9 protein-coding genes are annotated in these 12,155 nt (G+C 52.4%); 2 read left to right on the top strand and 7 right to left on the bottom strand.

What is annotated here, in order from left to right:
* Positions 1–225: 225 nt before the first annotated feature.
* Positions 226–789, bottom strand: a complete 564-nt coding sequence (locus tag DW091_RS05670) for a TetR/AcrR family transcriptional regulator (RefSeq protein ID WP_058693993.1) — start codon at positions 787–789, stop codon at positions 226–228.
* Positions 790–934: 145 nt separating this feature from the next.
* Between DW091_RS05670 and DW091_RS05665 the strand changes: the two genes are divergently transcribed.
* Both DW091_RS05665 and DW091_RS05660 read left to right on the top strand, forming a co-directional pair.
* A complete protein-coding gene (locus DW091_RS05665; protein ID WP_118517602.1) occupies positions 935–4,549 on the top strand; it encodes an ABC transporter permease in 3,615 nt (1,204 codons plus the stop codon).
* A 161-nt stretch (positions 4,550–4,710) separates the two neighbouring features.
* The gene (locus DW091_RS05660) at positions 4,711–5,826 is read left to right on the top strand and encodes an LCP family protein (RefSeq protein ID WP_118517601.1); all 1,116 of its coding nucleotides are present in this window, start codon (positions 4,711–4,713) and stop codon (positions 5,824–5,826) included.
* A 78-nt stretch (positions 5,827–5,904) separates the two neighbouring features.
* Here the strand turns inward: DW091_RS05660 and DW091_RS05655 are convergent, their stop codons facing one another.
* The 6 genes from DW091_RS05655 to DW091_RS05630 form a co-directional block, all read right to left on the bottom strand.
* The gene (locus DW091_RS05655) at positions 5,905–8,145 is read right to left on the bottom strand and encodes a lectin like domain-containing protein (RefSeq protein ID WP_118517600.1); all 2,241 of its coding nucleotides are present in this window, start codon (positions 8,143–8,145) and stop codon (positions 5,905–5,907) included.
* Positions 8,146–8,154: 9 nt separating this feature from the next.
* Positions 8,155–8,592 carry a DUF5684 domain-containing protein gene (locus DW091_RS05650; protein ID WP_118517599.1) on the bottom strand — a complete coding sequence of 146 codons (438 nt, stop codon included), beginning with the start codon at positions 8,590–8,592 and terminating at the stop codon, positions 8,155–8,157.
* Between the two features lie 105 nt (positions 8,593–8,697).
* Positions 8,698–10,047: a GHKL domain-containing protein gene (locus DW091_RS05645; protein ID WP_118517598.1), complete on the bottom strand. Its 1,350-nt coding sequence runs from the start codon at positions 10,045–10,047 to the stop codon at positions 8,698–8,700.
* Positions 10,044–10,766 (bottom strand): LytTR family DNA-binding domain-containing protein, encoded by a 723-nt coding sequence (locus tag DW091_RS05640; RefSeq protein ID WP_118517597.1) that lies wholly within the window; start codon positions 10,764–10,766, stop codon positions 10,044–10,046. The genes DW091_RS05645 and DW091_RS05640 overlap by 4 nt, the downstream gene beginning before the upstream one ends.
* Before the next feature lie 155 nt (positions 10,767–10,921).
* Positions 10,922–11,551 (bottom strand): zinc ribbon domain-containing protein, encoded by a 630-nt coding sequence (locus DW091_RS05635; RefSeq protein WP_118517596.1) that lies wholly within the window; start codon positions 11,549–11,551, stop codon positions 10,922–10,924.
* 36 nt (positions 11,552–11,587) lie between these two features.
* Positions 11,588–12,082 (bottom strand): peptidylprolyl isomerase, encoded by a 495-nt coding sequence (locus tag DW091_RS05630; protein WP_058693985.1) that lies wholly within the window; start codon positions 12,080–12,082, stop codon positions 11,588–11,590.
* Positions 12,083–12,155 lie beyond the last annotated feature (73 nt).

The following is a 12,155-nucleotide window of genomic DNA, read 5'->3' as shown; positions in this document are numbered from 1 at the left end:
TCTGCTGATGGCCCTGAGGGGCATATCGCCAAAAAAAGGCAGGAGGTGGGCCTGCTCGTAGCTTTTATAGGTTTTAAGGCTGGTGGGACGAGCGCTTATTTTACGTCCTGCCACCCATTGGCCAAATGATTGTTCTTCTTTCATGTCAAGACTCCTTTTACGTATTTTACCGCTAACATACTTTTACCTTTTATCCGGTATTTCTCATAGCTTTCTCAAAATTCCCTACACCATAAACATCCCTGCAAACACCTGCTCCATGACAAAGCCGATAAACTGGTCGATGGTCATATCCCCCGGGTCGTTCAGCCATTTGGTAATGGCTGCCAGAAGGCCGGAAAGGTAAAATTCGGATAAAAGGGACTGCTCTTTCTCGGTCAGGTCTTTGGTGGAGATCAGGTAGCGGTTGAGCAGGGGCCAGATCATCTCCTTGAGGCGGGTGCCGAAGCTGGGATCGCCCCGGTCACTCAGCAGGACGGACATATAGGCCGAGTAGCGCTGAGTAAGCTCGACGATCAGCCCCATATGCCCGGCGAAATCCAGACCTTCCTTCTGGGGCAGTGTATCGTGGATCAGCCGGCGGATGGCTTCAAGCAGCTCCTCCTCGATCCTGGTAAAAAGGTCGTAGACATCTTTATAATAGAGATAGAAGGTACCCCTGTTATACCCAGCGGCATCGGTTATCTCTTTGATGGTTATCTTTTCGATGGGTTTTTCTTTGTAAAGATTCCAGAACGCTGTTCTGAGATTTGCTTTTGTCTGTTCTGTGACTTCAGGCTGTTTTCTCACAAGATCGCCTCCTTTTTTTCGTCATCATAACACAACAACGTGTTGTATTCAACATTTCCCCTTGTTTTGTTCATTGATACCGCCTGTTTTAACCTCTATAATAAAGCTATAAACACCATGTTGTTCACAACGGAGGCAGACAACCATGAAAAACGCATTCCTTAAAGATATCTGGCGGACAATCCAGAGGAGCCGCAAACGTTTTTTTTCCATACTCATGATCACAGCACTTGGGGTCACCATGCTCACAGGGCTCAAGGCCGCCTGCGACGACCTGCGCTATTCGGCGGACCGTTTTTTTGATGCTCAAAAGCTCTATGACATCTCGGTCATGTCCACCCTGGGGCTGACCGATGAGGACGTGGCAGCGCTCTCGCAGCTGGAGGGCGTCGAGACTGCCGAGGGCGCCTACAGCGAGACGGTCTACACCCAGGTGGATGACAAGCGCCAGAACGCTGAAGTCAAGGTGCTGAGCGCCAAGGGCATGAACGAGCCCTATCTGCTGGAGGGTGTTCTTCCACAAAAGGCGGATGAGATCGCCGTGACTCAAAAATACATGAAAGAAACTGGTAAGACTCTGGGCGACACCCTCACCATTGAGGAGGACTTAGCGCCCTCCGAGCCAGAGGACAATGCCGGAGACACCGATGAATGGGCCGCGGATTTTGAGGATGAGGCTGAAAAGCCTGCTTTTGCCAACACCACCTATAAAATCACCGGTGTGGTGCTGGACCCCATGGACATCAGCAACAACGAGGGCGCCTCTGCCTTCCGCTCTGCCTCCACCACTGATTTCACCTTTTTTGTGACCCCCGGGGCTGTTAGCAGCGATGTCTTTACTGCTGTTTACCTGACGCTCACAGACAGCCGCGGTCTTATCTGTTACTCCGACGCGTACAAAGACAGTGTGCAGCAGATCATTCAGGCCATTGAGTCTGAGATCAAGACCGACCGCGAACAGGCGCGCACCCAGGCCGTTACCGGCGAAGCTACGGACAAGATCGCTGACGCCGAGCAAAAAATGAACGCGCAGTTTTCAGAGGCTGAGACCAAATTCGACGATGCCGAAAAGGAGCTGGCCCATGGGCGGCAAAAGCTGGAGGACGGCCTGCGGGAGCTCGAGAAGGGCACCCGGGAGCTGGCTGATCAGGAGCAGACCGCCAACGCACAGTTTGAGGACGCCCGACAGAAAATAAACGACGGCTACGCCGAGCTCATGGCCAACGCAGCCAGGCTTGAGGATTCCAGCGCCCTGCTGGATGAGGGCGAGACCCAGCTGCGAAAGGGGCGTGAGCTTCTGACCCAAAAGCAGGCTGAGGTGAACACCCAGCTGCAGAGCGCCCGCGCCCTCCTTGACCAGGAGCAGGCAAAGCTGGAGGCTGCCCAGTCCGATTTAAACGCACAGGCAGAAGCTCTGTCTGCCCAGTTTGGGCCAGCCTGGCCTTCGGGGCAGTGGGACGCCTGGCTCGCGGCTCCCGCGGAATCGGTAGCGGATGCGCAGGCCGCCTTTATGGCTGCCTTCACACCCGTGCTTGACGGGGCTGTGCAGGCCATCGACGCTCAGATCGCCGCCCTGGACCCGGACGACCCGGATGACGCTGCCCGTCTGGCGGCACTTCAGGCTCAGAAGGCTCAGCTTCAGAATCTGCCGGAGGCCATTCCCCAGCTGGCTGGCGGTCTGCGCCAGCTAAGCGAGGGCCGTCTGTCCCTGGATGAAAACCGGACAAAGCTGGAACAGCAGCAGCGTGAAGCCGACACTCAGTTTAAGTCCACCGCCGAGACATTGGAGGCGAACGCCGCGCAGCTCGCAGCTGCCCGGGCTCAGCTGACTGAGGGACGCACCCAGCTGCTGAGCGGACAAAACCAGCTGGACGCCGGCGCGTCTGAGCTCACCACCCAGGAAGCTAACGCCCGCAAACGGCTGGCAGAGGGGCGCCAAACCCTGGAAAGTGGACGTCAGGAGCTGGCCAACAGACAGACAGAACTGAATGAAGGACAGGCTAAGCTTACCGAAAAGCGTCAAGAATACGAGGACACCAAAGCCAAGGCCGAACAAAAGCTGGAGGACGCCCGGACAGAGCTGGCCGACATCGACACAGCCAAATGGTATGTCCAGGATCGGAGCGCTCTAGGCGGCTATGCCAGCATCGAGAGCGACGCGGGCTCCATCGAGGCGGTGGGCACAGCCTTCCCCATTGTGTTTCTGGTGGTGGCGGTGCTCATCAGCCTGACTACTATCACACGGATGGTCGAGGAGGAACGGGGGCTCATCGGCACTTACAAGGCCTTGGGCTACCGGGACGCTGCCATTTACAGCAAGTATCTGCTATATGCTCTGGCGGCCTGTCTGGCCGGTGGGATTTTGGGGGACATCTGTGGCTTTATCCTGCTGCCCAAATTTGTGTTTACTATCTTCCAGATGCTCTATATGCTGCCGGAATACTTGTTCCGGTTTAATCTGCTCTATGGTCTGGGCGGTGTGCTGCTGTTCACGGTCAGCATTTCGGGCGCGGCGGCCATTGCCTGCCGCACCGAGCTCATCCATATGCCCGCTGTACTCATGTGCCCCAAGGCCCCGCGCGGCGGCTCGCGGGTTCTGCTGGAACGCATCCCGGCAATCTGGAACCGTCTCTCCTTTTTAAACAAGGTGACCATGCGAAACCTGTTCCGCTACAAAAAAAGGCTGTTTATGACGGTGGCGGGCATCATGGGCTGTACGGCCCTGGTGCTCTGCGGCTTTGCCATTAAAAACTCGGTGAACGACCTTATGCCCAAGCAGTATGAGCACATCTACCAGTACGACCTCATGGCCGTCACCTCCGCCAAGGACAACACCGAGGTGATGGAGCACCTGTCTGGAGACGACAACATCGCGGATTATGTGAACATACTGACGGGCAATGTCAAGCTCAAAAAAACAGCCGAAGGTAAAGAGGAAAAGGTGCAGCTCATCGTGGTGCCTGATGGGCATTCCCTCGAGGGTTATATCCATCTCGAAAATACCGATGGCTTTGCGGCTTCTCTGCCGGACAGCGGGGTGCTGATCACCGAAAATGTCTCCCGTATGCTGGGCCTTGGCGCTGGGGATACACTCTTTATCCAGGATGACCAACTGGTCCAGAAGGAATCAACGGTCTCGGGAATTGTGCGCAACTACCTTGGCAACGCGGTTTACATGCGCCAGAACATTTATGAGGCAATGTTTGGCACTTACGAGCCCAACGCGGCTCTCGCCCATCTCTCAGACGCCTGTGCCGATCAAAAGGCCTACGCCGATGCTCTGGGCCGCCAGGATAAAATGCTGTCGGTCACCAGCACTGCCGAGCTCAAGGAAAGCTTTTCCTCGGCCTTTTCCCTGGTGAACTCCGTGGTTTACCTGATTACCGCCATGGCGGCGGGCCTGGCCTTTATCGTGCTGTTCTCCCTGTCGTCCACCAACATATCGGAACGGACGCGGGAGCTGGCCTCCATGAAAGTGCTGGGCTTCTATGACAAGGAGGTTCACCTCTATGTGAATAAGGAAACCCTTATCCTCACCCTTATCGGCATTCTGTTTGGCCTGCCTGTCGGCCGCGCCCTGGGCGGCAGCCTGACCTATGTGCTCAATATGCCTTCGGTCCACTTTGCCGTCTATGTCGAGCCTGTCAGCTACGCCATCACAGCGCTGATTTCTTTCAGCTTCGCGCTCATCGTCAATCTCATGACCAACAGGACGCTGGATCACATTGATATGATCGATTCGCTTAAGAGCGTGGAATAGAAACATGACAGGAATGCACCTTTTCAACCTGTATCCTTCCTTAAACGCACCGAAAATGTATCTATTTTGTATCAAAAGTATGCTATACTTAGCAAATCTTAATACATCGGTGCTTGGACTTGTGCATAATTGATACAAGCAGGAACAAAGGAGGTACGGATATGCGATTAAGGAAAAAGGTGCTCAGCGTTGTTTTAGTTTGCCTGATCATTCTGATTGGGAGCGGGGCGGTCTACTGCTTCAGCATTTTGCGGGGGATCTCCGGCGACCGGCTGGATGCAGATCAGCTCCATATTAACCAAAAGCTGGATAAAGATGTCTCCAATATCGCTGTTTTCGGCCTCGATGGCCGCGATGATATCGACGGTGACCGCTCAGACACCATCATGCTGGTCACTGTCAATTACAAAACAGGCAATGTCAAGGCTACCTCCCTCATGCGGGACTTAATGGTCAAAATTCCCGAGGGAAAGGAGAACAGCGTAAGTTACGAAAAGGTTAATGCCGCCTACGATTACGGAGGCCCCGAGCTGGCCATTCAGACCTTGAATGAAAATCTGGACTTAAACATTTCGGACTATGTTTCCATTGACTTTAAATGTCTGGTGGACGTGGTCGACGCCCTGGGCGGGGTTGAAATCAATATTCCCAACGAATCAGTGCTCCACTGGACAAACCAGTACATTATGGATGACAATGACAAGGTCGGAAAATCCGACCCGTTTCTTACACAGACCGGTGTCCAGACCGTTACCGGAATCCAGGCTCTGTCTTTCTGTCGTGAGCGCTATAGTGATAACGACTATATGCGCACCAAACGCCAGCGGGAGGTCTTTGAGAAGATTGCCCAAAAACTTTTTAACAGCGATATTTTTACAGACCTCAGCCTCCTCGGCAAGGTTTATCCCTATGTGCAGACCTCGCTGCCGCTTAAGGATATGACAGGCTATGCCAAGACCTTTATGTCACTTAACAGCAAGACCTTTGACGGCTACAGAGTCCCCCTTGACGATTACTCCCACGGCGATATGATCGACGGGGTCTGGTACCTTGTGCCCGACACGCTGGCCGATAATGCCATTGTGCTGCACAAGATTTTGTACGACAATGACTCGGGTTACACCCCCTCGGATGATCTTATGAAGATCAGCGATACCATCGCCGGACAGACTGGAGGCAAAACCGGCATTACCATTGACACCAGCGCTCCCGTTGAGCGCTATTTGAAGGATTCTGACAATGAAAATGTAGTGGTTCCTGTGGAGGACGCCCCATAAAAAAAGGTATCCCAAAGCGCTTAAGCCGCTTTGCGGATACCTTTTTTATTTTATGGTTCTGTCTGGAAAAATGTCCTTTTAGTGGCTGCCTTTTCGTTTCCAGTAAAGGATGCCCAGGCCTGCTGCTAACAGCAGCAATACTGCGGCTGCTCCCAGGACCATGACTGTTCTGTTTTCATCTATTCCGGTTCCAGCGTTTTTATCGGCGGCGTTGTTTTTTTCTGCTTCTGTTCCATTGCTGCCTGTGCCTGTTTCTTCACCAGCTCCCTGTGTTGCTTTTATCTCAAATCTCAGCCGATAGGTGCTAACCTCGGTGTTATTGCCCCTTGGCCCTGTGGCCTGGGTGGTAAAAACGAGGCCGTCCTGTAGGAACAGATCCTTTGAAACAGGTGTCTCTGTATTTACGGTCTGACCAGCGGCGGTGATCGTCAATGTTCCTTCGCCCTCTGTGGCGGGGGTCAGACGGATGGCCGCTGTGCCCTCAGGCAGCGTTACCTTTGACCATTCGGTAACCTGCTGGCTGCCAAGGCTCTGTCCTTCTGCATTCAACGCCTCGATAGACATGCCTGTGAGCGCGAAGCTGTCCACATTGGTGGTGAATGCCTTGATCATAACATTGCCGGTCTGCAGGGCATTACCCTCTTTATCCACGCCATCGGGCCCGTCCTTTGCCAGATCGACCCAGGCGCCATCCTTATACAGGAAGCTCTGACCCTCAGCCACATCGGCGATATAACGGACAGTATTTTCCGCGGTCAGGGCGGTAGTCGTTTCATCTTCTGAAGCTACCACTTCCCCGCTTCCCCGCTCAATGGGCGCGTAGCCGTTTCCGTCTCTGTTTTTGATGGTTTCCACCACCGCAAAGCTTTCACCGGCCTTTAACGGAACTGCTTCTTCAAGGGCGATGGTATGATAACCCGCGTAGGGCAGGCTCTCGCTTTTCTGTTCTGCAACCAGCTGGCCCGAGGTAGGGTCGGCAGTACCGGCGGCCACTTTATAAATCTGGATATCCGCTGTGCAGTCGGGCTCGGCGGTGGTCACAGAGACAGCCTGAAGCAGCTCGTCGGCGGCTGCGGTAAACACATTGGCGGTCATGCCGCTGCAGCCCGCTTCGGATGGCTTCCGGCTATCTGGCGATTTAAGCCCCAGATAATCGTACTGGTAGTTATTATCATAGGCGAACAGGCCGTCTGTGTCGGTATCGACCTGGTAGGAGGTAATGTCGCACACAGACTGGTCGTAGTAGGAGAGGTAAAAGTAGCCCTGGCGGTCCACAGGCATTTTATCCTTATTGGCTTCCCAGGCCTCATCTGGTTTATCCTCATAACTGCCCCAGCTGTTTTTGACAATCCAAGCGCCATTGGCTTCAGGCTGGTGTCCCTTATTAAAATTTTCGACCGAATAATTATCGTCCCAACCCACAATGCTGACCACATGGTTTGCCATGGCGTACTCATAGGTATAGTGGGCTTTATTTTTTAAATTCATATAGCTCTCATCTGGATCCTGCCCAGGAAGGGAGACCGCTGCGCTGTAGGAAACCTCCACCACGCCGTTTTCCACAATGGCCTGCTTGATGGCCTGGGTGGCTGCTTCTGAATAGACGTAGCCCTGGTGGTTCTCCTGATCTGTAAAGGTCGCTGTGCCTGGCAAAAAATCAATGTTCTGCACTCTGGCGTCCGACATGGACTGCGAATCCCGGATAAGGCTGTCTGGCAGGCTCCAGTCTGCATCCATCGATTCAGTATCCCCGTCGTTCGCCTGATATGGCGCTGCACTTTCCTCTGCAGGGCCGGACCAGCTGGAAAGCACCGTTGCGCTGATATTGCGGTTTCCGCCAAAGTTAAGACGTTGCACAGCGTTTTTAACCGGCTGTATCCCTTCACCGTGGTCCAGCTCATACCCGAACCAGGCATGGTAGCGTTCCGAAAAATCGACGTCTTCCGCAGCACTTCCCGTTGTTTTAATATAATTGGATTCAACTGCCGACAGGGCCCCAAAGGCCCAGCAGGTTCCCCAGGGGGATTGCTGCTTTGTGTTGGTGACATAAGACGGCTCAGTCACCCCGTCCCCATCCAGGTCGGCTTTACGGAGGTCCAGCTTATCCGGCAGTGCGCTTCTGGGGGCAACACGATTCTCCCCTGCGGGGTAGTTACTGTAGCCTGCCCCTGCGGTATCACTGCTGTAACCGCCAATAAACTGCCCATCAGGCAGCTGCCCCGCTGAGACTGTGCTGCCCAGCAGCAGCGGCAGTGTGACCAGGGTGGTCAACAAGACTTTTTTAAAACGTTTTGGCCGTCCGTTTGTTTTTATCTGCATGCTCTTACCTCAGTTTTGGTCTGGATTGCCCTTGTATTCTGCGCTGCCAAAGCCAAGAATCAGTATAAAAACTGGTCTGAGTAAAAGCAGACCCACGGTGTAGCCGCCGCCATGCCCGAAAGCCTTTGACAGCTTGTAGGTCTGGATGATCATCAGGACAAAGGACGCCAGTGAAAAAAGGCTGCTGATGGAGACCAGCACACTGTTTACGGAAGCTCCCATAAAGCCGCCGGCCACAATGCACGCCAGGTAAATCCAAAACATGCTCGTTTTCCAGCTGATTTTATAAAGAATATAGCTGCTATAAATGGGAATCAGTGATTTCCAGCCAGGCTCGCCTGCTTTTTCGAACAGCTTCCAACCCGCTACCAAAATAAAAACGTACCAGGCCAGGCTCAAAAGCAGCCCAACCATACCAGTTGTCTCATAAAAATAATTGTAGGACATTTCTTCACTCTCTTTCTGATTTATTTCATTATCATTATAACATGATTGCAAGCCAAAAAAAGCGCAACTCATCACGTTTACACGCAGTTCGTCACGCTTTAAAAATTATTCTAAACATAGACTGATTCTTGTCACATAAAGGTTGTTTTTCGGGCCAGCGTCCATCTGGCCGTCGTGGGTCTTCACAATGGCGGCCACGCTTTTCATCCCTACCCCGCTGCCGGTTTCTGTGGCTGACGCCCTGGGATTCAGGCTGTTTTCCATGACAATCACAAGGGAGGCGCCAACGCATTCGGAGTGAAGGTTAATAAAGGGCCTGCCCTCTGTCACCTGCCGGCAGGCGTTCAGCGCGTTTTCCAGAATGTTTGAGAAGAGGACAGTCAGATCCACAGGGCTGATCCCCGTAAGCTCTGAAAGCGCAATGCGGTGCCTCAGCTCGATGTCGTTCTTCTGACATATCTCCAGGTAATAGAGCACAATGTTATTGACCAGATAATTCTGGCATACTGTAGTCTGCGACTGGGCGTCCATACGCTCCATGTAGGTCTGGGTGTAGGCCTCTGCGCCTTCGTGATCGCCTCTTTGCAGCATGCTGCCAATCTGACGCATATGGTGTCGCACATCGTGCCGGACAGCCCGGGCCTGGTCGATATTATCCATCATCTTACGGTAGCTGAGAGCGTCGATTTCGACCTGCTGGGCCAGCCGCTGTGCCTCCTCTTCAGCCTTCGCGGTCTGAGCACTCTGTCGCACAATGGAAAAGAAAAGAGCGAATGAAAAAAACACACAGAGACTCAGACTGAAAAAAACAATGAGCATCGGCGGCGTGTAAAAGGTTCTGGCGCCTGTAACCGCTGCAAAGCTGAAGCCGTAGATAAGCATGAGAAGAATAATCCCTGTCCCGATTTTACGCGTGATGGCAGGCTCCATATTTTTAAGCGCTGGCCGCACTTGCCTGCGCATAAACGCCGCTGCCGCCGGCACCAGCAGAACATCGAGAGCCATGTAAAAATACAGCGACCCATCCTGCAGCAGCACGCCGCTTTCTTCGACCTGCCAGGGGTTTATATTACTGTAAAGCGTGCCCAAAGCTGTCGTAAAAGCTGCGTAGGTAAAGCCCATGGCATAGACCAGAATTTTTTTCATCGCTGTGCTCCGCACACAGTAAAAATAAAGCGCCAGGCAGACAAACATGGTTACAAAACGGACCAGGTTATCCGCTGTCGTGATGGCGTTATCCCCTGTAAACAGGCTCTCATTCCTGACCAGCACCGCTGTCTCTGCAAGCGAAAGGAGTACCATGCTGACAACTGCCAGAATCGCCAGTCTTTTGGGGGGCAGGCGATAGTCCTCCCTGTCAAAGGGCAGCAGGCAGATAAAAGCAACGGGCACTACCTGAAACCAGAAGCCCAGCAGATACCGCGCAAACAGATTCGCATTGAGAAAATCATTCATAGGCTGTCCTTTTGCACCAAATAATACTGGTAATCGTAATATTTTTCGCGGATCTCCTTAGCGTGATGTCGGCTGAGTATGATCTCTTCGCCGGATTTCATCCTGCAGGTTCCGTTTTTTATTGTCTGGATCGAGCGCATATTGACCACCACTCCGCGCCTGAGCTTAAGCATATCGGCATTCAGCTGCGCCTGTATTTTCTTAAGCGTACTGCGCGCCCTGATGACCTCGCCGCTGTTCATGTAAATCAGAATATAATTGCTCTGGGATTCCAGTTTCTCAATTCTTCGCTGATCGATCCTCAGGATCTCCCGGTTTTGATGAACCGTGAGCGGTTCCACCGCTTCGTTTTGATGCTTTACGCACCGCTTCATCGCCTCGGCAACCTGTTTTTGACCGGCGGGCTTCAGAAGGTAATCCACAGCCCTGACACGGTAAGATTCTGAAGCAAACTCGTTTGACAAGGTCAAAAAAACAATCGCTGCCTCTTGGTTAAGCTCCCGCACAGCCTCTGCCAGCTCAAGCCCGTTCTTTTTCTTTAAAAATATATCGATAAACGCAATGTCCGGCGGCCGTTTTCTGATAGCCTTCAGACAGCTCTCGGCATCCTCAAATACCTGAAAACAGTGGTCTGGGATCATTTCATTCGCAGCCTCTTCAATCAATTGAGCCGCGTTCTCTCTGTCCAGGGTATTATCTTCACATAGAATAATGAACATAAGCCTCTCACCTCTTGTTGACGCCACCTGTATAGGGCGGTATGATTATATTATAGCATTGATTTTCAAAATTTTGTGAACCGTTTATCATAAATTTTAACCGTTCACCAAATTTAAAAGCCCTGCTCTCATGAAGAAAGCAGGGCTTTTTATTTTTAATAATAGTAGTAATTGCCAAAGGCCAGAATCATGGCGACAATGGAACCGAAAAACATAAAGGAAATGACCACGCCAATGGCCATGATGATCAGCTGCGCCCTCGCGTAATTCTTTTTGTTTGGGTCAATATCGTTGGCCGCGCTCCAATAGATCAGCATGATGAGGTTAACAATAGGGATACAGACGAGAAACAGGGTGAGCAGCCACTCGCCCAGCCCCATTATTTTGGGTACCGGGCCGTCTGCTGCCGGCCGCACAGGCTCTGGACGTTCCGGCTCATTTTCAAAGGCGTTTTTATAATCCGCTGCAGCCGGGGAGAGCTCTGCTGTTTCCGGCGCTGCGTCCTCGCCGCAGCTGTTGTCGTCAATCATGGATGCAATGACCACATCGGCTGCGTCGTCCGGGTTCTCTTCGTCACCGATTTCGACTGGTTTTTCTTCCTCCGGCGTATCACAGCTGGTGTTTTCAATTTTGGCGGCAAATACATCTGCCGCATCACCCGGGTCTTCTGCCGGGAATGCTTCGGCCATTTTTGTTTCGTCCGGTTTCAGCTCTGCTCCGCAATTGGAACACACCTTATCCTCTGGGTCGATGCCGACATAACAATTTGGGCAGTACTTGGTCATAAGATCACTTCCTTTTCGTTTATTTGAACACGGTGTTTACTCTTCGATCACGTAAACCCGTTTCATTACCTGGTCTTCATATGGTTTATCCATGTAGTCACGGTCTGCGTTTACGATTTCGTCCGCTGCTTCCATGCCTTCTGTCACAGCGCCAAAGGCTGCGTACTGGCCGTCAAGATGCGGCGCGTCCTCGACCATGATAAAGAACTGGGAACCGGCAGAATCCGGGCTCGCTGAGCGCGCCATGGAGAGCACGCCTCTTTTGTGTTTCAGGTTATTTTCGACGCCATTGGCTGCGAACTCACCCTTGATGGTATGTCCCGGGCCACCGGTGCCAGTGCCGCTTGGGCAGCCGCCCTGGATCATAAAGCCGGGAATCACACGGTGGAAAATCAGGCCGTCATAAAAGCCGTCCTTTACCAGATTTAAAAAGTTTTCAACACTGATCGGCGCAATGTCCGGATACAGCTCTACCTTGATGGTCTTTCCATTTGCCAGCTCAATGCCGACAACAGGTTTTTTTTCACTCATAATTTCCTCCAAATGGTTGATATAAGATTAATACCCTAATGATACACTAAAATATCAAAAAAGAAAAGCATAG

It is taken from the genome of Eubacterium sp. AM05-23, from assembly GCF_003477535.1.
Taxonomy (GTDB): Bacteria; Bacillota; Clostridia; order Eubacteriales; family Eubacteriaceae; genus Eubacterium; species Eubacterium maltosivorans.
This window is presented reverse-complemented; position numbering and strand designations above follow the sequence as displayed.